At 71.6% G+C, this 23,389-nt stretch carries 19 protein-coding genes; 13 read left to right on the top strand and 6 right to left on the bottom strand.

Features of this window, described 5'->3' with window-relative positions:
* The first annotated feature begins 123 nt into the window (after positions 1 to 123).
* A complete protein-coding gene (gene guaA, locus ACN28A_RS08335; RefSeq protein WP_421393863.1) occupies positions 124 to 1,686 on the top strand; it encodes a glutamine-hydrolyzing GMP synthase in 1,563 nt (520 codons plus the stop codon).
* A gap of 13 nt (positions 1,687 to 1,699) precedes the next feature.
* Here the strand turns inward: guaA and ACN28A_RS08330 are convergent, their stop codons facing one another.
* A complete protein-coding gene (locus ACN28A_RS08330; RefSeq protein WP_421393861.1) occupies positions 1,700 to 2,110 on the bottom strand; it encodes a PspC domain-containing protein in 411 nt (136 codons plus the stop codon).
* A gap of 168 nt (positions 2,111 to 2,278) precedes the next feature.
* Between ACN28A_RS08330 and ACN28A_RS08325 the strand changes: the two genes are divergently transcribed.
* The 3 genes from ACN28A_RS08325 to ACN28A_RS08315 all read left to right on the top strand — a co-directional run bounded on the left by ACN28A_RS08325 (position 2,279) and on the right by ACN28A_RS08315 (position 5,833).
* Entirely contained in the window at positions 2,279 to 3,226 is a 948-nt protein-coding gene (locus ACN28A_RS08325; protein ID WP_421393859.1) for an NUDIX domain-containing protein, read from the top strand.
* A gap of 217 nt (positions 3,227 to 3,443) precedes the next feature.
* Positions 3,444 to 4,517: an NUDIX domain-containing protein gene (locus tag ACN28A_RS08320; protein ID WP_421393858.1), complete on the top strand. Its 1,074-nt coding sequence runs from the start codon at positions 3,444 to 3,446 to the stop codon at positions 4,515 to 4,517.
* 380 nt (positions 4,518 to 4,897) lie between these two features.
* Positions 4,898 to 5,833: a CDP-alcohol phosphatidyltransferase family protein gene (locus ACN28A_RS08315; RefSeq protein ID WP_421404237.1), complete on the top strand. Its 936-nt coding sequence runs from the start codon at positions 4,898 to 4,900 to the stop codon at positions 5,831 to 5,833.
* A gap of 193 nt (positions 5,834 to 6,026) precedes the next feature.
* Here the strand turns inward: ACN28A_RS08315 and ACN28A_RS08310 are convergent, their stop codons facing one another.
* The 3 genes from ACN28A_RS08310 to ACN28A_RS08300 all read right to left on the bottom strand — a co-directional run bounded on the left by ACN28A_RS08310 (position 6,027) and on the right by ACN28A_RS08300 (position 9,763).
* Positions 6,027 to 7,280: a phosphatidylserine decarboxylase gene (locus ACN28A_RS08310; protein WP_421393855.1), complete on the bottom strand. Its 1,254-nt coding sequence runs from the start codon at positions 7,278 to 7,280 to the stop codon at positions 6,027 to 6,029.
* A 225-nt stretch (positions 7,281 to 7,505) separates the two neighbouring features.
* Positions 7,506 to 8,024 (bottom strand): hypothetical protein, encoded by a 519-nt coding sequence (locus ACN28A_RS08305; RefSeq protein ID WP_421393853.1) that lies wholly within the window; start codon positions 8,022 to 8,024, stop codon positions 7,506 to 7,508.
* Positions 8,021 to 9,763 (bottom strand): PspC domain-containing protein, encoded by a 1,743-nt coding sequence (locus tag ACN28A_RS08300; protein WP_421393851.1) that lies wholly within the window; start codon positions 9,761 to 9,763, stop codon positions 8,021 to 8,023. Before ACN28A_RS08300 ends, ACN28A_RS08305 begins: the two co-directional genes overlap by 4 nt.
* A 207-nt stretch (positions 9,764 to 9,970) precedes the next feature.
* Here ACN28A_RS08300 and ACN28A_RS08295 point away from each other — a divergent pair, with 207 nt between their 5' ends.
* From ACN28A_RS08295 to ACN28A_RS08265, 7 genes are all read left to right on the top strand, one after another.
* Complete coding sequence (locus tag ACN28A_RS08295; RefSeq protein ID WP_421404236.1) at positions 9,971 to 11,212, top strand: PspC domain-containing protein; 1,242 nt, start codon at positions 9,971 to 9,973, stop codon at positions 11,210 to 11,212.
* Between the two features lie 5 nt (positions 11,213 to 11,217).
* Positions 11,218 to 11,901, top strand: coding sequence for a response regulator (locus ACN28A_RS08290; RefSeq protein ID WP_421393849.1), 684 nt, complete (start codon positions 11,218 to 11,220; stop codon positions 11,899 to 11,901).
* A 463-nt stretch (positions 11,902 to 12,364) separates the two neighbouring features.
* Positions 12,365 to 13,996, top strand: coding sequence for a peptide ABC transporter substrate-binding protein (locus tag ACN28A_RS08285; protein ID WP_421393847.1), 1,632 nt, complete (start codon positions 12,365 to 12,367; stop codon positions 13,994 to 13,996).
* 167 nt (positions 13,997 to 14,163) lie between these two features.
* The gene (locus ACN28A_RS08280) at positions 14,164 to 15,090 is read left to right on the top strand and encodes an ABC transporter permease (RefSeq protein ID WP_421393845.1); all 927 of its coding nucleotides are present in this window, start codon (positions 14,164 to 14,166) and stop codon (positions 15,088 to 15,090) included.
* A gap of 177 nt (positions 15,091 to 15,267) precedes the next feature.
* Positions 15,268 to 16,203 carry an ABC transporter permease gene (locus tag ACN28A_RS08275; protein WP_421393844.1) on the top strand — a complete coding sequence of 312 codons (936 nt, stop codon included), beginning with the start codon at positions 15,268 to 15,270 and terminating at the stop codon, positions 16,201 to 16,203.
* 8 nt (positions 16,204 to 16,211) lie between these two features.
* Positions 16,212 to 17,258: an ABC transporter ATP-binding protein gene (locus ACN28A_RS08270; protein WP_421393843.1), complete on the top strand. Its 1,047-nt coding sequence runs from the start codon at positions 16,212 to 16,214 to the stop codon at positions 17,256 to 17,258.
* Positions 17,239 to 18,264: an ABC transporter ATP-binding protein gene (locus ACN28A_RS08265; protein WP_421393842.1), complete on the top strand. Its 1,026-nt coding sequence runs from the start codon at positions 17,239 to 17,241 to the stop codon at positions 18,262 to 18,264. Before ACN28A_RS08270 ends, ACN28A_RS08265 begins: the two co-directional genes overlap by 20 nt.
* A 188-nt stretch (positions 18,265 to 18,452) precedes the next feature.
* Here ACN28A_RS08265 and ACN28A_RS08260 read toward each other — a convergent pair whose 3' ends face one another.
* Positions 18,453 to 18,782, bottom strand: coding sequence for a chorismate mutase (locus tag ACN28A_RS08260; protein ID WP_421393840.1), 330 nt, complete (start codon positions 18,780 to 18,782; stop codon positions 18,453 to 18,455).
* A 355-nt stretch (positions 18,783 to 19,137) separates the two neighbouring features.
* On the opposite strand from ACN28A_RS08260, the gene pcrA reads away from it, so the two are divergent.
* Both pcrA and ACN28A_RS08250 read left to right on the top strand, forming a co-directional pair.
* Entirely contained in the window at positions 19,138 to 21,543 is a 2,406-nt protein-coding gene (gene pcrA / locus ACN28A_RS08255; protein WP_421393837.1) for a DNA helicase PcrA, read from the top strand.
* A 126-nt stretch (positions 21,544 to 21,669) separates the two neighbouring features.
* Positions 21,670 to 22,185, top strand: coding sequence for a pyridoxamine 5'-phosphate oxidase family protein (locus ACN28A_RS08250; protein ID WP_421393836.1), 516 nt, complete (start codon positions 21,670 to 21,672; stop codon positions 22,183 to 22,185).
* A gap of 96 nt (positions 22,186 to 22,281) precedes the next feature.
* Here ACN28A_RS08250 and ACN28A_RS08245 read toward each other — a convergent pair whose 3' ends face one another.
* Positions 22,282 to 23,016 carry a M23 family metallopeptidase gene (locus ACN28A_RS08245; protein WP_421404234.1) on the bottom strand — a complete coding sequence of 245 codons (735 nt, stop codon included), beginning with the start codon at positions 23,014 to 23,016 and terminating at the stop codon, positions 22,282 to 22,284.
* Positions 23,017 to 23,389: the final 373 nt, after the last annotated feature.

Raw genomic sequence — 23,389 nt, 5'->3', positions numbered from 1 at the left:
AACGGCCCTGCTTATCGCTTTCTGTATATGAGGGGCCCCCTCCTTACACCTCATCCCCGGCGGGGCGTGGTGCGGTGGTGGCGGGGTCTGGCTACCGGTCGGGGCTGGGTAGGCTTCGTACACATGAACACGCCGCGCCCGGTCCTGGTGGTGGACTTCGGAGCCCAGTACGCCCAGCTCATCGCCCGCCGGGTCCGCGAGGCCCGGGTCTACTCGGAGATCGTCCCGCACTCGATGCCGGTGGCCGAGATGCTGGCCAGGGATCCGGCCGCGATCATCCTCTCCGGCGGCCCGGCCAGCGTCTACGCGCCGGGCGCCCCGCAGGTCGACGGCAAGCTCTTCGACAGCGGCGTGCCGGTCTTCGGCATCTGCTACGGCTTCCAGGCGATGGCCCGGGCCCTCGGCGGCACTGTGGCGCACACCGGCGGCCGGGAGTACGGCGGCGCCGTCCTGCGGGCCAGGCCCGACGCGACCGACGCGACCGCCCTGCTCCGCGACTTGCCGGCCGAGCTGTCGGTCTGGATGAGCCACGGTGACTGTGTGACGGAGGCGCCGGAGGGGTTCACCGTGACCGCCGAGTCGCCGGGTGCCCCCGTGGCGGCGTTCGAGGATCTCGCCGGACGGCGGGTCGGCACCCAGTTCCACCCGGAGGTGGGGCACACCGAGCACGGCCAGCGGATGCTGGAGCGCTTCCTCTACGAGGTGGCCGGAATCGAGCCGACCTGGACGCCGGAGAACATCATCGCCGACCAGATCGCCGAGATCCGCGCCCGGGTCGGCGACAGGGAGGTCATCTGCGGCCTCTCCGGCGGTGTCGACTCGGCGGTCGCCGCCGCGCTCGTGCACCAGGCCGTCGGCGACCAGCTCACCTGCGTCTTCGTCGACCATGGCCTGCTCCGGGCCGGCGAGGCCGAGCAGGTGGAGTCCGACTACGTCGCGGCCACCGGGATCAAGCTCAAGGTGGTCGACGCGGCCGACCGGTTCCTCGGTGCGCTGGCCGGGGTGACCGACCCGGAGCAGAAGCGCAAGATCATCGGTCGGGAGTTCATCCGGGTCTTCGAAACGGCGGCCCGGGAGGTCGCCGCGAGTGGTGACGTGGAGTTCCTGGTGCAGGGGACCCTCTACCCCGACGTGGTGGAGTCCGGCGGCGGCAGCGGCACCGCCAACATCAAGTCGCACCACAATGTCGGCGGCCTGCCGGAGGACCTGAAGTTCGCGCTCGTCGAGCCGCTGCGCACGCTCTTCAAGGACGAGGTACGCCAGCTCGGCCTGGCGCTCGGCCTGCCCGAGGCGATGGTCTGGCGGCACCCGTTCCCCGGCCCCGGGCTGGCGATCCGGATCATCGGGGCGGTGGACCGGCAGCGGCTCGACCTGCTCCGGGCGGCCGACCTGATCGCCCGGGAGGAACTCACCGCCGCCGGCCTCGACCGGGACGTCTGGCAGTTCCCGGTGGTGCTGCTCGCCGACGTACGCAGCGTCGGGGTGCAGGGTGACGGACGCAGTTACGGGCATCCGGTGGTACTCCGGCCGGTGTCGAGTTCCGACGCCATGACGGCGGACTGGTCCAGGCTGCCGTACGACGTCATCGCCCGGATCTCCACCCGGATCACCAACGAGGTCGCCGAGGTCAACCGGGTGGTGCTCGACGTGACGAGCAAGCCGCCGGGCACCATCGAGTGGGAGTGACCGTGCGCCCGGTTCAGGCCGGGTAGCGCGGCTCCGGCGGCGGGTTACCCGGCACCTCCGGCTGCTCGTCCCCGCGCGGCTGCGAAGCACCCGTCGTCCCGGCAGGTGCACCGGGCGGTGGCGGGGCAGGGGTGCCGGGCGTGCGGAAGGGCCAGGTCGGCGGCCAGACCGGGCCGGTGCCCGGTGGGTGCGGCCAGGCGGGCGCGTCGGCCGGCTCCTCCGGCATCAGGAACCAGAGCACCGGGTACGCCAGCAGGCCGAGCCCGCCGGTGAAGACCGCGATCGCGGCGAAGACCACCCGGACCAGGGTCGGGTCGACGTTGAAGTAGCGGCCGAGCCCGCTGGCCACACCGGCGATCATCCGGTCCGTGGTCGGCCGGCGGAGCTGCTTGTACGGGGGCTGACTGAGCGGAATCTGCGTCATGTCTCCACGGTCCGCCCCGAGCGCCGTACCGTCCTCGGTGACCGCCCGGATAGCGACCCTGACCCTCCCCTGACGGCCCCTCCACCACCGGATCACGGACAGGGCGGAGTGTCAGGAATCCGACTCTTTTCGTGGCCGGGTCGGATGATCGAGGGAGAATTTGGTCCTGTGACCCCCGCGCTGGAACCGATCCGCAAGATCGCCGCGTACGCGATCTGCACCGATCCAACCGATCGGGTGCTCCTGGTCCGGGCCTCCTCGAAGTCCGGAACGCCCGGCGTCTGGTCGCTGCCCGGCGGCGCCGTCGACCACGGTGAGGACCCCAACCACACGGTGGTCCGCGAGACCGCCGCCGAGACCGGACTCTCCGTCTCCGTCGTCGGCCTGCACGACGTGCTCGCCGACATGAGATCGCTGCCGCACCGTGGCGTCACGATCCACACCGACCGCCTGCTCTACCAGGTCTCCGTGCGCGGCGGCACACTCTGCGACCGGGTCGGCCAGCCGACCGACCTGGCCCGCTGGCACACCCTGGCGGAGGCGGAGAAGCTGCTGCTGCGGCCGTTCACCGCACGCGCTCTGGGGCTGCCCAGCGGGCCGATCGACCTCTGTCCGGAGGAGGCGCCCGACTTCCCCTCCTTCCACGCCGTACCGGGGCCGGACGGGTTGCACCGGGCGCAGCGCTTCGCGGCGTACGCGGTTGCCACCGACCCGGACGGCCGGGTGCTGTTGACCCGGGTCGCCGACGGCTATCCGGGAGCGGGCTGCTGGCACCTGCCGGGTGGCGGCACCGACTACGGCGAGCAGCCGGGCGCGGCACTGATCCGGGAACTCGTCGAGGAGACCGGGCAGCGTGGCCGGCTGATCGAGTTGATCGGGGTGGCGAGCCACCGGGACGCCGCCTCGCTCGGCCCGGAGGGCTATCCGATCGACTGGCACGGCGTACGCGCCTTCTACCGGGTGATGGTCGACTCGCCCGCCCCGCCGACCGTCGGTGACGTGGGCGGATCCACCTCGGAGGCGCGCTGGTTCGGCCGGGAGGAGTTGGAGGCGCTGCCGGTCGACCGGCTGACCGAGGTGACCGCCGAGGCGGTCCAGGCGGCCCGGCTGGGCTGACCGCCACCGGGGATCCTCTCCCGGCAGCCGGGGAGCACCGCCCTGTCCCTGGGGCACCGCGCCGTCGCCGGGCCGTCGCCCTGTCGCCGGAACATCGCCCTGTCCCTGGGGCACCGCGCTGTCGCCGGAACATCGCCCTGTCTTCCGGTTCCACCCTGGCTGGGTCGGGTGCCGTGCGGCCCGGCATGATCGGTGCGGCGCGGGGAAGGGGGCGGCGGTGCGACGGCGACGGCGGATCGGGGCGTACGGGCTCTGTCGGGACGGTGAGCGGGTGCTCCTCGTCAGGGGGTCCGCGACCGGGCCCTTTCCCGGCGTCTGGCAGCTGCCGGGCGGCGGTGTCGCACACGGGGAGCACCCGAGGGCGGCGGTGCACCGCGAGTTCGTCGAGGAGACCGGGCTGGCCGTCGCGGTGACCGGGCTGCGGGCGGTGCTCGCCGACGTGGTCAGGCTGAGCGCGGACGGTGGGCCGGTGGCCGAGCACACCGACCGGGTCGTCTACGAGGTCGAGCCGATCGCCGGGACGCTCCGGGCCGAGCCGCGCGGCGGCACCGACCGGGTGGCCTGGGTCGGCCCCGAGGAACTCGCCGGACTGGCCCTGATGCCGTTCACCGCCGAACTGCTCGGCCGCCCGGCGGACCCGCTGCCGGAGAGCGCCGGCCCGGCACCCCGGGACGCCGGTTCTCCGCCACAGCAGGAGGCCGGTTCTCCGGCAGCGCAGGAGGCTGGTTCCCCGGCGCGGCAGGAGGCCGGTTCTCCGGCAGCGCGTGGCGCCGGTTCTCCGGCAGCGCGGGATGCCGATTCCCCGGCAGGGGAGCGGGACGGGGCCGTGCCGGAGGGGGTCGGGCGGGTCGGGCCGGTCGACCGGTACCAGCGGTTCGCGGCGTACGGGCTGGCCACCGATCCGGCCGGGCGGATCCTGCTGACCCGGATCGCGACCGGGTTTCCCGGTGCCGGCCGGTGGCATCTGCCCGGTGGCGGCACCGACCACGGCGAGCAGCCGGTCAGTGCGTTGCTCCGGGAACTGGTCGAGGAGACCGGTCAGCTCGGCCGGGTGACCGGTCTGCTGCACCTGTCGCACCGGCACAACACCCGCGAGTTCGGGCCCGAGGGCCGGCCGCTGGACTGGCACGCGGTCCGGGTGGTCTACCGGGTCGAGGTCGACGCGCCCACCGAGGCGAAGGTGGTGGAGGCCACCGGCGGGTCGACCGAGACCGCCGGCTGGTTCTCCCGGGCCGAGGTGGCGCGGCTGCCGCGTACCGAGGTGGTGGACGCCGCGCTGTCGCTGCTCTGAGCGCTCCGCCCCGGGTGTGGCGCGGGATGCGGGAATCTCTCCCGAAACGATGGTGGTGACTGGTTCGGCTAGAGTTGGCAGCAGCGCCGACAATGTGCCCGGCCGGGATTGCGTCCCGGATGGGAGGTCTGAGTGCCTCGGGTGGGTTTGGGAGGAATGCCCCTCAGACGGCTATCGCCAATCCCTGCCGTCTGTGCGATGGTGTAGGCCGCAATCGGGTTGCCGGCCAAGGAGTCCCGGTGCCCGATGGCGCTAGGGGGGTGCCGCCACGGTGGCGGACAAGTTGACCCGGTGATGGAGGAAACGTGCCGAGAGCCCCATGGCGTCGGCGTCGTACGTCGGACAGCCCGCGCCCGGCAGGGCGCCGCTGGGCGGGGCAGCTGCGTCGCAGCGGCGCGTTCGCCCGGCAGGTGTTGCTGGTCCGGGTGGGACGCCGGGATCACCACCTTGACGACGCCGGCTCCAGTGCCCTCGTGTTGCCAGACCGCCGCTACCTCACGGACCGCGCCCCGCTCGACCCGTACGGCGTCGACCGGCTGACCGCCGCCGAGATCGAGGCCGTCGTTCCGGTGAGTCCGGCCGTCGGCCCGGCCGACCCGGTCGACGCCGCCGGCCCGCCGATGGCGATCCCGCTGCTGCCCGGCGAGCGGACCATGGCCCGCCGGGTCAAGTTCGCCGTGGTCAACGCCTGCACCGTGGCCAGCCTGACCCTCGGACTGCTCGCCATCTTCCAGGCGATGCAGGGCGACGTGCGCGTCGCGGCGTACTGCCTGATCGCCTGCGTGGCCTTCGACGGCCTCGACGGGGCGCTGGCCCGCAAGATGGGCGTGGCCAGCCCGTTCGGTGCCCAGATGGACTCGCTTGCCGACATGTGCTCGTTCGGCCTGGCCGCCCCCGTGGTGGTCTACGCCTCCCTGGTGGGCTCGGTCTCCACCGCCGCCGCCGGGGTGGCCTGCGCACTCGTCGCGGCCTGCGCGGCGATCCGGCTGGCCCGGTTCAACGTCTCGCCCAAGGACGGGCGGTTCTTCTGCGGCGTGCCGACCACGATGGCCGCGGCGGTGCTCGCCCTGGCGGTGCTGATCGGGCTGCCGGTCTCCGGCGAGGTGCAGGTGGCCGGTGTGGGGCTGCTCGCCTTCGCGATGGTCTCCAGCTTCCCGTACGCCAAGCTGGCCCGTCTGATCAAGCTGCCGCCGTGGCTGTGGCTGGCCCCGGTGGTCGGTGCCCTGGTCGACATCCGGCTCACCTTCGCGCTCCTGGTGGTCGGCTACCTGGTCAGCGGGCCGCTGCTCTGGTGGCGCCAGCGCCGCACGGCCTGACCAGACCTGACCCGGCCTGACCGGCCTGACCAGATTCGGCCTGACCTGACCCGGGCACGGTCTGACCTGAGCTGACCCGGCACCGACTGACCTGACCAGACCCGGGCAGCGCCGCGGCGACCGACGACTTCAGGTGTACCCGCCCACCGTCGGCGACGATCCCGTCGCCGACGGTGGGGGGCGATGTTTCCGGTCAGCGCCAGCGGGCGATCACGGAGCTTCCGCCGACGACACGCTCGCCCGGCCCGACCACCGGCTCGGCGGCATCGGCGGGCAGGTAGACGTCGGTCCGCGAACCGAACCGGATCAGGCCGAACCGTTCGCCCCGGGCCAGCAGCGCGCCGACCGGCGCCCGCTGCACGATCCGCCGGGCGATCAGGCCGGTCCGTTGGGCCACCACCACCGTGCCGTGGTCGGTGTCGAGCACCGTGTACGCGGCCACGTTGTGCTCCGCGTCCGGTTTCATCGCCGCCGCGAACCCTCCGTCGGCGACGAAGTAGTCCACCACCTTGCCGGCCACCGGCGAGCGGTTGACGTGCACGTCGAGTACGGAGAGGAAGACCGCGACCCGCAGGAACTCGCCGTCGCCGAACCGTTCGTCCCGGAGCCGCTGCACGGAGAGCACCTGGCCGTCGGCGGCGGCGACGACGGCGGACTCGTCGTCCGGGATGTCCCGCTCGGGGTCCCGGAAGAACGCCGCGACCGGGCCGGCGGCCAGCGCGGGCACCAACCAGAGCCGGGACTTCGGCCGGGTGGCCCGGGTGAGTGCGGCCAGCCCGAGCGCGATACCGGCCGCCGCGACCCCGTTGGAGTCGATGTGCATCCGCTGGGTCAGCCGGACACTCGACGTGCGGTGCGCGGGAGCCAGCCGGGCTGCCACCGAGATGTCGGCCGGGGTGAAGCGGAGCCGGTGTACCCGCACCGGAGGCTGGTTGACCAGTACGAGGTCGGTGCCGACGCCGAACAGTGCGCTCTGCCGTTCGAGTTCACCGACCGCCCCGGCGGCCCGACCGGGCAGTGCCGGGACCAGCACGCTGAGCACCCCGCCGTCGGTCAGGTACTTGGCGAGGCCGTCCAGCGCCGACCGGGTCTCCTCGGCGTTGCCGGTCAGCGGTTCCGCGGCGATCACCACTTCCGCCGTGTCCGCTTCGGCCAGCGAGTCGACCACCCGTACCCGCTGGGCGGTCCACTGCCCCAGGGCCGTGACGTGCTCCCGGAGTTCGTCGGCGGCGAGCGCGCCCGCCGGCACCACGGTGAGTACGTCGCCGGGGAGCAGCGCGTCGACCGCAGCGGCCAGTACGGACGAATCGGTGGTGCCGCCGACCAGCAGGATGGTCTTCGGACCGTGGTACCGGGACATCTCGGTGGTCAGGACGCGGGCGGCGCGCTCGCCGACGCGGACCGGGCGGCCTGGGCCGGTGGCGCGTACGGCGGGGGACTGGGTCATCTCGGGCGGGCTCCTCGCGAGGTCAGGACGGGCGGCTGCCGACGACGGCGCGGGCTACGCGGTGGGCGGAGCCGCACCGTGGGGTACGCGATGCGCGGTTTCACGCACCACCGGTACGCGACCGGGCCGGCGGAGGTGCGAACCTCCGCCGGCCAGTTTAGGCACGGCCTGACCGAGTCGCACCGAACCGCCGGGCCGCTGGTCCCGTCCGGGCCGCTCGTCGCGTCACCGGGGCCGTTCGTCGTCCCGCCGCGCTCCGGCAGCGTCTCCGGGACGTGGCCGATCCGGGTCCAGCTCTGCGACCGGTCGGTCGGTCGGGTCCGCGCCGGGTCGGTCGGTCGGGCCCGCGACCGGTCGGTCGAACTCGAGGGTGTCGGGGGTGTCGAACCGGTCACCGGGGTGCTGCTCGAACAGCGTTCCGAGAGGGGTGTCGGCGGACCCGGGATCGGCATGGTGGGCGTCGGCCGACGCCACCGGAGATCCTGAGCCGGCTGCCGCCGGGGATTCGGGGCCGGTTGTGGCCGGGGATTCCGCGCCGGTCGTGGCCGGTTGCCGGCCGGACCGGTTGGCCCGGATCGCGCCTACCAGGCCCAGCGTGCCGACCAGGATCAGCCCACCGGCGATCAGCCAGCCGACGGCCGGCAGGGTGAGGTGCGTCAGCTGGGCGAAGAGCCACCAGCCGGCGACGCCGAGGAAGATCAGGGCGAACGTCAGCGACACCCCGTCGGTGCGGTGCGCCTTCATCGGGTCACCTCCGCGGTGGCCGCGTCGACCGAGAGGTTGAGCAGCAGTTTTCCGCCGCCGGGACCGTCCTCGCCGAGGTCGGTCACCTCTCGCTGGTTGCCGTCGAAGTTGCTGTACCTGCGGTCCAGCACCAGGGCGTCACCCGCGTTCACGTCGAGGCGTACGGTCACGTCGACGTCGGGTGGCAGGATCACCTTCACCTCGCCGAGGTCCACGTCCACGCTCACCTGGGTGTCCTTGGCGGTGAAGTCGATCCGGGTCAGGTCGAGGGTGGCGCTGCCGAGTCGGGTCTCGTAGCGGTCGGCCAGCGCGGTGTAGCTGGCCGGTGCCCAGAGCACGTCCTCCTCGCTGCGCAGCCGGGTGTAGGACTCGGCGACCGTGGAGACGCCCAGTGCGCAGGCCGCGACCAGGCCGAGGGCGATCAACCAGCGGGCCCGGCCGTACCAGGCGCCGACCAGCAGCCCGAGCGCGATGGTCACCAGCACGGCGGCGAAGTAGGTGGACGGCATGACCCGTACCGCGTTCGTCAGGTCCAGGATCGCGACCACACCGATCGCCACGAAGATCATCGAGAAGGTGGCGGCGCCGAGCGCGGACCGCTCCCGGGGGCGCTTCGGCGGCTTCACCTTCGGTGGTGGTGGCGGGGGCGCCGGCCGTGCCGCGTAGGGGCCGTGCGGTGCGAACGGCGCCCGGTAGCCCCCCGGCACCGGCGCCACCGGCAGCGTTGGCGGGAGCGGCCCGGTCGGCGCGGCCACCGGTGGCCCGCTCACCGGCCCGGCGGGCGCCGGTGGAGCCGGTACGGCCGCGGCCGGGTACCCGGGGTAGCCGGGTGCGACGCCCGGTTGCGCTGCCGGCGGGTACCAGCCGGGCTGTCCGGGCACGGCCGGCGGGGGCATCTGCTGGCCGGGTGCCGGCTGCCCGGTCGTCGGGTAGCCGGGGGGCGGATAGCCGCCCGGCGGCGGTGGCCCGGCGTGCGGCTGCCAGTACGCCCCGGTCCGGTTCCGGTCCCGGTTGAGCAGCAGCGCGCCGCCGATCAGGACGGCCGCGCCGAGCAGGACGGCCCGGTAGGTGTCGGTCACGATGAAACCGAACATCACCGCGACGACGATGCCGAGCACCAGCACGGTGACCGGGGACATGCTCGACCGCCCCCGGCCCAGCATCGACTCCACCGGGGAGGCGGTGTCGCCCTCGGACGGGATGATCAGCCAGGCGGCCAGGTACACCAGGATGCCGATTCCGCCGAAGAAGCCGAGTACGGCGAGGAGTACCCGCCAGAGGATCGGATCGCTGTTGGTGGCCCGGCCGATCGCGGCGCAGACGCCGGCCAGGTAGCGTCCCTCGCTCGGCCGGACCAGGCCGTACCGGTAGGTGAAGCCGAACTCCGGGGAGGGCCCGCCGGCCGCCCCGGGCGGCGGTGGCGGCCCTCCGGCCCCGGGCGGTGGCACGGCGCCGCCGCCGGGTGGTGGCGGCCCGCCGTGGCCGGATGGCGGGGTCGGGCCGGCCCCGGGCGGCGGTGGGCCGGGCGGCGGTGGGCCGGGTGGCGGGGTCGGGCCGGTTGCCGGTGTCGGCGCGTCCTGCGGCTCGGCCGGCTCCGGTCCGCCGACCACGCCGGGCGGCGGTGCGCCAGCTGTCGCCCAGCCGCGGTCGGGGCTGTCCGCGCGGTCGGGGCTGTCCGCGCGGTCGGGGTCGCCCGCCGGACCGGGCGTTCCACGGGCGGCGGCAGCTTCGTCGGTCATGCTCCGATCCTCCGTCGTCGCGGGACCGGCCGGCCTCAGGCGACAACCCTGAGGCCACCCTGAGATATCGCGCGCGGGAAGTCCGGGGAGTCCCCATGGCTGCTGGGGCCGGCAGCGTGTGACGATCGGAGCGTCGGTGGGAGGGGACGCCCCCGCGGCAGGCCGCCGCACGTCACCCCGCCGCCCGAGACGACGAGGAGTGCGAAGATCCGCGCCACGACCGAGCCACCCCGCCTCTACCGCGCCCGCGACCACCGGATGGTCGCCGGCGTGGCCGCCGGGATCGCCCTGCACCTGGGCGTCCGGGCGGTGTGGGTACGCGTGACCTTCCTCCTGCTGCTCGGGTTCAGCGGCCTCGGCCTGCTGCTCTACGCGGCGTTCTGGGCGGTGGTCCCGCCGCTGCCCGGCAGCGGCACCCCGCCGCGGCGCAACGTCTTCCAACTGCTGCCCTTCGTGGCTTTCGGGCTCGCGGTGATCCTGATCGAGGTTCTCGCCTTCAAGTCCGACGGGGTGGCCGGCACGGCCGGCTGGCTGGTGTCGATCATCGCGGTCGGCGCAGGGGTGATCTGGCACCAGTCCGCCCCGGAGCGCCGCTGGCAGTGGGACAGGTCGCCGGTGCCATGGCTCGGGGCGGTGGTGGCCGAGAGCGACCGGCGGGCCTTCGTGCTCCGGTTCATCGGCGGCGGGGTGCTGGTGGCGGTCGGACTGATCGGCGTGGTGGCGGTCTACCGCCCGCAGGGCAACTTCGACGCCGTGGTCAACGGGGTGATCTTCGCCCTGGTCGCGCTCGCCGGGGTCGGCGTGGTGGCCGCTCCGGTGCTCTGGCGGACCTACAACCAGCTCCGGGACGAGCGGGAGGGGCGGATCCGGGAGCAGGAGCGGGCCGAGTTGGCCGCGATGATCCACGACCAGGTGTTGCACACCCTGGCCCTGATCCAGCGCAACGCCGCCGACGTCAAGACCGTGCAGCGGCTCGCCCGGGGGCAGGAGCGCTCGCTGCGGAGCTGGCTCTACAAGCCGACCGGTTCGCCGACGGAACGCTTCGCGGCCGCGCTGGAGCAGGCCGCCGCCGAGGTGGAGGACACCTTCGCGATCACCGTCGAGGCGGTGGTGGTCGGCGACCGGGAGACCGACGAGCGGGTCGGCGCGCTTGTCGCCGCCGCCCGGGAGGCGCTGGTGAACGCGGCCCGGCACGCCAAGGTGCAGACCGTCTCGCTCTACGCCGAGGTGGAGCCGGAGCAGGTGAGCGTCTTCGTCCGCGACCGCGGCGCGGGCTTCGACCCGACTACCGTTGAGGACCACCGGCACGGCGTGCGCGGCTCGATCATCGGGCGGATGAAGCGGCACGGCGGGCGGGCCGAGATCCGCAGTACGCCGGGGGACGGCACCGAGGTGAGACTCTTCCTCCCGATACCCCGGGAGAACGCGGCACCAGGGAAGGACAGGTAACGATCATGGTCGAGCCGACGGAGCCGACGCGGGACGGTACGTCCGAGCCCCGGCTGCTGCGGGTGTTCCTCGTCGACGATCACGCGATGTTCCGGGCCGGCGTACGCGCCGAGCTGGGGGCGCACGTCGAGGTGGTCGGCGAGGCCAGCACGGTGGCCGAGGCGGTCAGCCGGATCGCCGCCACCGAGCCGGACGTGGTGCTGCTGGACGTGCACATGCCCGACGGCGGTGGTCGGGCGGTCCTTGAGGCGGTCCGGCGTAGCCGCCCCGAGGTGCGGTTCCTGGCACTCAGCGTCTCCGACGCGGCCGAGGACGTGATCGGGCTGATCCGGGCCGGCGCCCGGGGCTACGTGACCAAGACCATCTCGCCGGACGAGCTGACCGCCGCGATCCGCCGGGTCGCCGACGGTGACGCGGTGTTCAGCCCCCGGCTGGCCGGGTTCGTGCTGGACTCCTTCGCCTCCCGGCCGGACGCGCCGGTCGCCGATCCGGAGCTGGACCAGCTGACCAACCGGGAGCGGGAGGTGCTCCGGCTGCTGGCCCGGGGCTACGCGTACAAGGAGATCGCCAAGGAGCTGTTCATCTCCATCAAGACGGTGGAGACGCACGTCTCGAACGTGCTGCGCAAGCTCCAGATGTCCAACCGCTACGAGCTGTCCCGCTGGGCCGCCGACCGCCGGCTGGTCTGAGGTCGGGCGTGGTCGCGTCCGGGTCGGGTCGGGTCGGCGGTACGGGTATCGGCGGATCCGCCCGTGGGCCATCGGCCGAGCGGTGGGTGTCCGGGCGGTGATCATCGGTTACCATTCATCGATGGTTGTGACTGTCTTGCTGGCTGTCGGACCCCCGGTGCGCAGTTCCGCATCGTCCAAACGGACGAGTACGGTAGGTATGCGCTTGACATCGGAGAGCGCCGGCGGTGACGCGGGAAAGGTCACAACAGCCTGTGTGCGCTGTCGCCGGAGCGACTCGCCCAGGTGACGTTCTACCTGCTCAACGCCGTGTTCGGAGGGGTGTCCGAGGGGTCCGGCACGTGCCTGAAACATTGCCGGCAACTAACGGGTTGATAACGGCACCTTTCCGCGCTAGGCAGCTCAGTGTCACAGTGTCAGTCACCTCACAGTCCCTCGTGAGCGCCCTGAGGAGGCTTCACTCATGCGCGGGCAATTCCCGTTAAAGATGGCGGTCGGAGCGACCGCCATAATGTTGTTGGCGGCAGGCTGCGGCGGCGGCGGTGACGACGAGACCTCGGCGGCGGACGCCCTGGTCTCGATCGGCATCGGCGAACCTGAGCACATGATCCCTTCCAACTGCACCGAGTCCAACTGTGCCGACGTGATGGCCGCACTGTTCAGCCCGCTGGTGGACTTCGATGCCGACAACAAGCCGTACACGGTCGCGGCGGAGTCGATCGAGTCGACCGACAACAAGGTCTGGACGGTCAAGCTCAAGGACGGCTACACCTTCCACAACGGTGAGAAGGTCGGCGCCGACAACTACATCAACGCCTGGAACCACGCGGCGTACGGCCCGAACGGCAACAGTGGCGCGTACTTCCTGCAGCGGATCGAGGGCTACAAGGACCTCCAGTCCGAGGACCCGGACGGCGAGGGCCCGAAGAAGGCTCCGGACCCGACGGCCAAGACCATGACCGGTCTGAAGAAGGTCGACGACCTGACCTTCACCGTGACGCTCAGCGAGCCGTTCTCCGGCTGGCGGTCGGTCATGGGCTACACCACCTTCTACCCGCTGCCGGCGGCGGCGTGGGCGTCGGAGGGTGTGCTCAAGGAGGACTACGAGCAGGCTCCGATCGGCAACGGCCCGTTCAAGATGAAGGGCACCTGGCAGCACGACTCGAAGATCGAGGTCGAGCGCTACGACGCCTTCGCGGGTGAGAAGCCGAAGGTGGGCGGCGTCACCTACAAGATCTACCAGGAGCAGACCGCCCAGTACGCCGACCTGATGAGCGGCCAGCTGGACGTGGTGACCCAGATTCCGATCGAGAACCTGGCCAACGCCCCGACCGACCTGGGCGACCGCTTCAAGACCAGCCCGAACTCGGTCTTCCAGTTCATCGGCTTCCCGACCTTCCTTCCGCAGTACTCGAAGGTCGAGGTGCGCAAGGCGATCTCCATGGCGATCAACCGCAAGGAGATCACCGACAACATCTTCCGCGGCTCGCAGACCCCGGCGACCTCCTTCGTCTCCCCGGCGGTGGCCGGCTACCGGGAGAACAGCTGCGGCGAGGCCTGCACCTACGACCCGGCCAAGGCGAAGGCGGCGTACGAGGCCGCGGGCGGCCCGAAGCAGATCAAGATCACCTACAACGTCGACGGTGGTCACAAGGCGTGGGTCGACGCGACCTGTAACCAGCTCAAGGCCAACCTGGGCGTCGACTGCGTCGGCGTCGGCGAGCCGAAGTTCGCCGACCTGCTGCAGAAGACGGAGAAGAAGGAAGACGTCGGCATGATCCGGCTCGGCTGGATCATGGACTACCCGCTGATGGAGAACTACCTGGGCCCGCTGTACGGCACCGGCGGTTCGTCGAACGACTACGGCTACAGCAACCCGGAGTTCGACAACCTGGTCAAGCAGGGCTCGGCCGCGCCGACCCAGGAGGAGGCCATCAAGCTCTGGCAGCAGGCCGAGGACATCCTCGCCCGCGACATGCCGGTGATTCCGCTGCGGCTCGGCCAGAACGTCTTCGGCCACTCGGAGCGGGTCAAGAACGTCGAGGTCGACAAGTTCCAAAAGGTCGAGATCCTCAAGATCGAGGCTACGAGCTGACCTGACTGCTCCTGTGACGGATGGTCCGGCCCGGCCCGGGTCGGACCATCCGTACGAGCCTCACCGGCCCCGGTGACCGGGACCGGTGAGGCTGCGGTCGCTACCGTGCGCATCACGGTCCGCTGCCCACCAGGCAGTCACCGATGCTCGTATCGCTAAGGACTGATATGTTCCGCTACTTCGTGCGGCGCGTGCTGCAGGGGGTCCTGACGTTCTTCGGGGCCACCTTCATCGTGTACGCGCTGATGTTCGCCAACCAGGACGACCCGCTCCAGGCCCTGGCGGGTGAGCGTCCGCTGCCGGACAACGTCCGGCAGGCGCTCACCGAAAGGTACCATCTGGACGATCCCTTCATCCTCCAATATGGCCACTACATGCGTGGCCTGCTGACCGGCGATTTCGGCATCTCGCTGACGAACCGCAAGATCAGCGAGATGATGGCCCAGGCCTGGCCGGTGACGATCCGGCTCGCGGTCTTCGCGATCATCATCTCGGCGCTGGTCGCCGTGGTCGCCGGCATCGTCTCCGGGATCCGGCGCGGCGGTGCCTTCGACAACACCACGCTTGTCATCACGCTGATCCTGCTCTCGCTGCCGATCGTGGTGCTGGCTCCGCTGGCCCAACTCCTCTTCGGCGTGCAGCTCAAGTGGTTCCCGGCCACGGCCGGGGCGGATCCCGGCTTCTATCAACTGATCCTGCCGGCGGTGGTGCTGGCCTGCCTGGTGATCGCCACCGAGCTACGGGTGACCCGGGCCTCGGTGGCGGAGAACCTCCGGTCGGACTACGTGCGTACCGCCCGGGCCAAGGGGCTCGCGAACCGGCGGGTGATCGGCGTGCACGTACTCCGCAACTCGCTGATCCCGGTCGTCACGCTTATCGGCGTCGACCTCGGCAACCTGATGGCCGGGGCGATCGTCACCGAGGGCGTGTTCAACATCCCGGGCGTGGGGTTCAACCTGTTCCGTGGCATCCGCACCGAGGACGGCCCGCTGGTGGTCGGCTTCGTCAGCATCCTGGTGATCGTCTTCCTGGTGGTCAACCTGGTGGTCGACCTGCTGTACGCGGTACTCGACCCGAGGATCCGCTATGAGTGAGCGAAACCAGCGACCCGGTGCCCGCATCCGGTGCACCGGTCGGCGGACCGAACGGACCGGTCGGTGGACCGGGCGAACCAGTAAACGAAACGAGCGGACCAGTCGGCTCAGCGTGGACGTGCCTGATGGCGGCGCGGAGCGTAGCGAGGTGGCGGGCATGAGTGAGCGAGGCGCCCGATGAGCAACATCGAATCCACCGCCAAGGCGGAGGTACCCGGCGACGCCGGAGTGCCGGCGCCGGAGAGCGGCCAGGAGAAGCCGCGCAGTCTGACCGGCGACGCCTGGGACGACCTGCGGCGTAACTGGATCTTCTGGGCCGCCGCGGTCCTGGTGGTCCTGGTCGTGGTGATGGCGGCCTTCCCGGGCCTGTTCACCTCGGCCGACCCGGGCTCGTGCGCGCTGTCGAGACAGCACCAGGGTCCGAGCGGCTCGGCGATCTTCGGCTACAACTTCCAGGGCTGCGACGTCTACGCCCGGACCGTCCACGGCGCCCGCAACTCGGTGCTGATCGGGCTCTTCGCGACAATCATCGCCGGGTTGATCGGCCTGGTCGTCGGGATGGCGGCCGGCTACTTCGGTGGCTGGATCGACGCCCTGCTGGCCCGTGGCATCGACATCGTGCTGGGCATCCCCACCCTGCTCGCGGCGATCGTGCTGGCCCGGCGGCTCTCCGCCGACCCGCAGAACTCCGGCTTCTGGGCGGTGGTCTTCACCCTGGGGGTGCTGACCTGGACCACCGGGGCCCGGATCATGCGTTCGTCGGTGATCTCGGCCAAGAACCAGGACTACGTGGCGGCGGCCCGGATGCTGGGCGCGAGTCCTGCCCGGCTGATGTTCCGGCACATCCTGCCGAACGCCGCCGCACCCTTCGTGGTGGTGCTGACCATCCTGCTGGGCGTCAACATCGCCACCGAGGCGACCCTGACGTTCCTCGGTGTCGGCCTGCGGGGTAACGCCATCTCCTGGGGTATCGACATCTCCACGGCGGCGCCGTACGTCCGGGAGACGGCCACCCCGCTGGTCTGGCCGTCGGTCTTCCTGGCCCTGACCGTGCTGGCGTTCATCATGCTCGGCGACGCGATCCGCGACGCCTTCGACCCGAGGCTGCGGTGAGCTGACCCATGACCGATATCAAGGCAGAGATCGACGTCCTGCCCGGGTTGGACTCGTCCGCCCGGCTGCTGGAGGTCGAGGGTCTGCATGTCGAGTTCCGTACCCAGGTCGGGATCGCCCGCGCGATCAACGGCGTGGACCTGCACCTGGATCCCGGCGAGACGCTGGCGATCCTCGGTGAGTCGGGCTGCGGCAAGTCCGTCACCGCCCAGGCGATCATGGGCATCCTCGACTCGCCGCCCGGCTTCGTCACCGGGGGTGCGATCCGCTACCGCGGCGTCGACCTGCTCAAGCTCCCCGAGGAACAGCGCCGCAGGGTACGCGCCAACCACATCGCGATGATCTTCCAGGACGCGCTCTCCGCGCTGAACCCGGTCTTCTCGGTCGGGTTCCAGCTCGGCGAGCTGTTCCGGGTGCATCGCGGGATGTCCCGGGGCGACGCGAAGAAGCGCTCGATCGAGCTGCTCGACCTGGTCAAGATCCCGGCCGCCAGGCAGCGGATCAACGACTATCCGCACCAGTTCTCCGGCGGCATGCGGCAGCGCGTCATGATCGCGATGGCGCTGGCGCTCGACCCGAAGGTGCTGATCGCGGACGAGCCGACCACCGCGCTGGACGTGACGGTGCAGGCCCAGATCATGAACCTCCTCGCCGAGCTGCGGCGGGAACGGAACATGGGCCTGATCCTGATCACGCACGACATGGGCGTGGTCGCCGACGTGGCCGACCGGATCTCGGTGATGTACGCCGGCAAGGTCGTCGAGGAAGCGCCGGTGCTGGACATCTACGCCCGGCCGGCACACCCCTACACCAAGGCGCTGCTGGAGTCGATCCCCCGGCTCGACCTCAAGGGGCAGCAGCTCAACGTGATCAAGGGCCTGCCGCCGAACCTGACCCGGATCCCCGCCGGCTGCCCGTTCCACCCCCGGTGCGCGTACGCCCGCGACGTGTGCCGGGCTGACCCGCCCCCGCCGCAGTACGACGTGGCTCCGGGCCGGACCGCGCGGTGCCATTTCTGGACGGAGGTGGTCGGCGATGAGCCAGCCGTCAGGTAACGAGGTCGTGCTGGAGACCCGGGAACTGGTCAAGCACTTCCCGATCACCCGGGGCATCGTCTTCCAGAAGAAGATCGGTGCGGTACGCGCGGTCGACGGAATCGACCTGCAACTGCGCCGGGGCGAGACCCTCGGCGTGGTGGGCGAGTCCGGCTGTGGCAAGTCGACGCTGGCCAAGCTGCTGGTCGGGCTGGAGAAGCCGACGAGTGGCACGATCAACGTCCGGGGCCAGGACATGACCCGGCTGACCGGCACCGAGCTGCGCAAGGCCCGGCGCAACATCCAGATGGTGTTGCAGGACCCGTACACCTCGCTGAACCCGCGGATGACTGTCGGCGACATCATCGGCGAGCCGTTCGAGATCCACCCGGAGGTGGCTCCGGCCGGCGAGCGGAAGCGGCGGGTCCGGGAACTGCTCGACCTGGTCGGGCTGAACCCGGAGCACATCAACCGCTATCCGCACCAGTTCTCCGGCGGTCAGCGGCAGCGGATCGGCATCGCCCGGGCGTTGGCGCTCCAGCCGGAGATCATCGTTTGCGACGAGCCGGTCTCGGCGCTGGACGTGTCGATCCAGGCGCAGGTGATCAACCTGCTGGAACGGTTGCAGAACGAGCTGGGGCTGTCGTACATCTTCATCGCGCACGACCTGTCGGTGGTCCGGCACATCGCCGACCGGGTCGCGGTGATGTACCTCGGCAAGGTCGTCGAGATCGGCGTCGAGGACGAGATCTACGAGCGGCCGACGCACCCGTACACCCAGGCGCTGCTCTCGGCGGTGCCGGTGCCGGACCCGACCCTGCGCGGCCAGCGGGACCAGATCGTCCTCGAGGGCGACGTGCCGTCGCCGGCCAACCCGCCGTCCGGCTGCCGGTTCCGCACCCGGTGCTGGAAGGCGCAGGACATCTGCGCCGCCGAGGAGCCGGCGCTGGTGCAGCGGGACCGGTCGGCGCACCCGAGCGCCTGCCACTTCGCCGAGGTACGGGATGTGGTGCACGCGGTCGAGTAGCCCGCACAGACGCCGGTGGTGTGCCTGACCCGGCCAACCACCGGTGCTAGAAAGAACGCCTCCTCAGTGCCCGGGGCGCGGGCCGCCATCCACGCGGCCGGCGTCCCGGGCTCGCGTCTGTCCCCGGTCGCGGGCCACGGCTGGTCGCGATCTTCGGCACCGAGACCCGGAGGGGACGCTGGTCGGCCCTACAGCGGACCGCGACCCGCCCGGAGCAGCAGCAGGGCGAGCTGGGTGCCGTCCGCGCCGAGCGCCTCCCGGAACCGGTCCAGGATCTCGCGCTCCCGGGCGAGGACGAGCCGGGTGCCGCCGGAGGCCATCCGGGTCCGGCCGACCTGCTGGGAGAGCGCGGCGCGCTCCCGCCAGAGGGCGATCAGTTCCCGGTCGATCTGGTCGATCCGGTCCCGCAGCCCGAGGATGTGCTCCGAGGCGTCCGGCGCGCTCGTCCCGGTCCCGGGCTCGGTGCCGTTCGACTCGACGGGAAGCTCTGCCACCTTCGCTGCCACCTCTGCCGCCATGGGGTCCTCCTTGCCAGACAGGGCCCCGGTGCCTGGATCCCGACGCGAAAAGCCCCGGGCTCCAGGAGCCCGGGGCTTTCGTAGGTCATGTTCAGGCGCGACCCACGGCTGCCGGACTCCCGGAGCCGTAGTAAAAGTAGGACCGCACCCGATGGATCACGGCTTGAGTATGCCCAGCCAGCGATGTCTTGGCAAGCAGATCGACGAAGCCCGGAAATCCGCCGGCCGAGGTGTAAGGAAGGGCCCCTTCTTATCGTTTCCTGCATACGAACGGGCCCTTCCTTACACCTGCCCCTCAAGGACCGGGCGGCGCCGGGCGTACGTTGTCTGCCCGGCGGCATAGACTCGCGAGGCGATGCATGCTCTCTTCGAACCCCCGCCGCCCTCCGTCCCGCCGGCCCAGGGCCCACCGCGGCACCGGCCGCCCGGCCTCGATCCGCAGGCCCTGCTGGCCGGGCTGAACGGGCCGCAACGGGACGCGGTGACCCATTCCGGGTCGCCGCTGCTGATCGTGGCGGGTGCCGGTTCGGGCAAGACCCGGGTGCTGACCCACCGGATCGCCTACCTGCTCGCCGCCCGGGACGTGCATCCGGGACAGATCATCGCGATCACCTTCACCAACAAGGCCGCCGGGGAGATGAAGGAGCGGGTCGCCGCGCTGGTCGGGCCGAGAGCCCGGCTGATGTGGGTGTCCACCTTCCACTCCGCCTGCGTACGCATCCTGCGGGCCGAGCACGAGCACGCCGGCCTGAAGTCGACGTTCTCGATCTACGACGCCGACGACTCGCGCCGGCTGATGCAGCTTGTCACCCGGGAGCTGGACCTCGACCCGAAGCGCTATCCGGCACGCGGTCTGACCACCCAGGTGTCGAACCTGAAGAACGAGCTTGTCGACCCGGAGACCTTCGCCGACCGGGCGAAGGGGCCGAACGAGCGGGCGCTGGCCGAGGCGTACACGCTCTACCAGCGGCGGCTGACCGAGGCGCACGCGCTCGACTTCGACGACCTGATCATGACCACGGTGCACCTGCTCCAGTCGCACCCGCACGTCGCGGAGAGCTACCGCCGCCGGTTCCGGCACGTACTCGTCGACGAGTACCAGGACACCAACCACGCGCAGTACACCCTGGTCAAGGAGCTGGTCGGCGGCACCGAAGGGGTCGAGCCGGCCGAGCTCTGCGTGGTCGGCGACGCCGACCAGTCGATCTACGCGTTCCGGGGCGCCACCATCCGGAACATCCTGGAGTTCGAGCGTGACTTCACCGACGCCCGGACGATCCTGCTGGAACAGAACTACCGCTCCACCCAGACCATCCTGAACGCGGCCAACGCGGTGATCGAGCGGAACAGCTCGCGCAAGCCGAAGCGGCTGTGGAGCGAGGAGGGGGCGGGGGAGCAGATCGTCGGCTACGTCGCCGACACCGAGCACGCCGAGGCGGACTGGGTGGGTCGGGAGATCGACCGGCTCTGCGACGCCCGTTCGGCCCGGCCGGGCGACGTGGCGGTCTTCTACCGCACGAACGCACAGTCCCGGGTCTTCGAAGAGGTCTTCATCCGGGTCGGGCTGCCCTACAAGGTCGTCGGCGGGGTCCGGTTCTACGAGCGCAAGGAGGTCCGGGACGCCCTGGCCTACCTGCGCGCGGTGGTCAACGACGACGACACGGTGAGCATCCGGCGCATCCTGAACACACCCCGCCGGGGCATCGGCGACCGGGCCGAGGCCTGCGTCGAGGCGCTGGCCACCCGGGACCGGATCTCGTTCGGTGCCGCGCTGCGCCGGGCCGCCGAGGCACCCGGCATCTCCACCCGCTCGGCGAACGCGATCGCCGAGTTCGTCGCGCTGCTCGACGGGCTGCGCGAGCTGGCCGGGACCGCGCTGCCCGAGGAGGTCCTGGAGGCGGTGCTCACCCGCTCTGGCTACCTCGGGGAGTTGGAGGAGAGCATCGACCCGCAGGACGCCGGCCGGGTGGAGAACCTCCAGGAGCTGGTGAGCGTCGCCCGGGAGTACACCGAGCGGGCGGAGGCGCTGGCCGACGAGGGCGGGCCGAGTGCCACCCTGGCCGGGTTCCTGGAGCAGGTCGCACTGGTCGCCGACGCCGACCAGGTGCCGTCGGACGACCCCGAGCACCAGGGCGTGGTCACCCTGATGACCCTGCACACCGCCAAGGGGCTGGAGTTCCCGGTGGTCTTCCTGACCGGCCTGGAGGACGGCGTCTTCCCGCACCTGCGGACCCTCGGCGACAACCGGGAGCTGGAGGAGGAGCGCCGGCTGGCGTACGTCGGGATAACCCGGGCCCGCCAGCGGCTCTACCTGTCCCGGGCGGTCACCCGGTCGGCCTGGGGGCAGCCCTCCTACAACCCGCCCTCCCGGTTCGTCGACGAGCTGCCTGCCGACCTCGTCCGCTGGGAGCGCACCGGGGCGGCCTACACCTCCTGGTCGGGGACGGGTGGCGGCGTGGGTGGCCGGTCCGGCACCGAGGACCGGTCCGGCGCCTACCGGGGCGGCGGCTTCTCCGGGGGTACGCCGAAGGCCGCCCAGCTCGCCTCCCGGCTCGGCATCGACGGCAGTCGGCTCAGCACCGCAAGCGAGCTGAAACAGCCGCCGAAGGTCGCCGTCGGAGACCGGGTCAACCACCAGCGCTACGGCCTCGGCCGGGTGCTCGCGGTCGAGGGGCACGGTCCGGGTGCCCGGGCCCAGATCGACTTCGGCGACCAGACGCTCTGGCTGGTGCTCCGGCACGCCCCGATCGACAAGCTCTGAGCACCGCCGGGCGGCCGTCGGCCCCGGCCACCACGAACACGTCCAGTTCACCCGTCAGGCGGCACAGGAGCGGCGCCGACGGCCGCTACCTGCGGTACGGATCGTCCGACAGGAGATTTCTGCACGATGACAGCCGACGATCTCGCCGTACACGCGCGGAGACTGCTCGACACCAACGCCTTCCTGACCCTCGGCACCGTCGATCAGGGCGGCCGGCCCTGGACCTGTCCGGTCTACTTCGCCGCAGCCGGCCTGCGCGAGTTCTACTGGGTCTCCGAGACCGACACCGTGCACTCGCGCAATCTCAGTGACCGCCCGGACGTGAGCATCGTCGTGTTCGACTCGAGCGTCCGGCCATACCACGGCCGTGCCCTGTACGCGTCCGGGACGGCGGGTGAGTTGCGGAGTGACGACCTGGAGCGCGGACTGCGGGTGTATCCCGGACCCAGCGAGCGGGGCGGCACCGTGCTGACCCGGGACGACGTGACGGGGTCCTCGCCGTACCGCCTCTACCGGGCGACCGCGAGCGACCTGTGGGTCCTGTGCCCTCGCGAGCCGAGGCAGCCGTGCCCGCTGCACGGTCTCGCCAAGGACCACCGGACCCGTGTCGAGCAGGGACCGAGCGGACAACTGGAAGCCTGAGGGATCGCAGCGGACGGGGAGCGGCGAATCCAGCCCGGCTCCACCACGTCCCAGTCAGCCCGGCGTTTGCCGCCAGCCCGGCGCTACGCGGTGTTCTCAGCAGCCGAGATCCACGCCACGGTCCCGCATCCACGGTGCCGGGTCGACCTGGTTCCACAGCCCGTTGTGCACCTCGAAGTGCAGGTGCGGTCCGGTGGAGTCGCCGGTGGAACCCTCGTACCCGATCACCTGGCCGGCCTTGACCCGGTCCCCGACGCTGACCGTGGTCCGGTTCTGGTGGGCGTAGTGGGTGAGCCAGCCGTTGCCGTGGTCGACGACGACTGAGATGCCGTAGCCGGCGTAGGCCCAGCCGGCCTCGACCACCGTGCCGGCGCCGGCGGCCCGGATCGGAGTGTCGGCCGGCATCGCCAGGTCGATGCCGGCGTGCAGCACTCCCCAGCGCATCCCGTAGCAGGAGGTGATGGCGGCCCCCGGCATCGGGTTGACCCAGGCGGGCGCCTTCTTGCTCGCCGTCGGGCTGGCCGCCCTGGCCTTGGCGGACCGGCCGCTCCGGCTCGGCGTGGTGGTCGGTGTCGGCGTTGCGGTAACGCTCGGTGTCGGCATCGCGGTCGGGGTCGCGCCCGGTGTGCCGACGGTGTCCCGGGCGGCCCGGTCGGCCCGCTGGGCGGCGGCGGCCCGGGCCGACTCCTCGGCGGCCACCGAGACCTGGTCGGTCGGCCGGTCGTCGCCGACGGCCACCGCCGTCGCCGCCCCGGCCACGCCCAGGCCGAGCAGCACGGCCAGTCCGGGAACCAGGTACCGCCGTTGCCGGCTGGCCCGGTGCCGGGCCACCCCGGGTCGCCCGGTACGTCGGCTCGTGCCGGACCCGTCGGACGCGCCGGACCCGTCGGAGGTACCCGCAACGTCACGGCTCTCGGCGGCTCGACCGTCGGCGGCTTGATCCTCGACGGCCCGCCCCTCGACAGCTCGGCCCTCGGTCGCTTCGGGCTGGTTCGGATCGGTCTCCGGCACGACGGGTCCCTTCGAAAGGTGGGGGTGGACCCGAAAATGGTGGTCAACCCGTGCCGCCGGGCGGCTTCCCGGGTCGGGCGACGACGGTCGATGACCGCGATCACCTGCCGGATTTAGCCCCAACACGCCGTTGATGGCCTGTATCGTGGGCGAGGCGACAGTGCGATCACTCACACCTGCCGGTGTGGCGCAC

The organism is Plantactinospora sp. WMMB782, assembly GCF_049179135.1.
In the GTDB taxonomy this organism is placed as follows: Bacteria; Actinomycetota; Actinomycetes; order Mycobacteriales; family Micromonosporaceae; genus Plantactinospora.
Note: the sequence above shows the minus strand (reverse complement) of the source record. Positions and strands in the feature narration are given on the sequence as shown.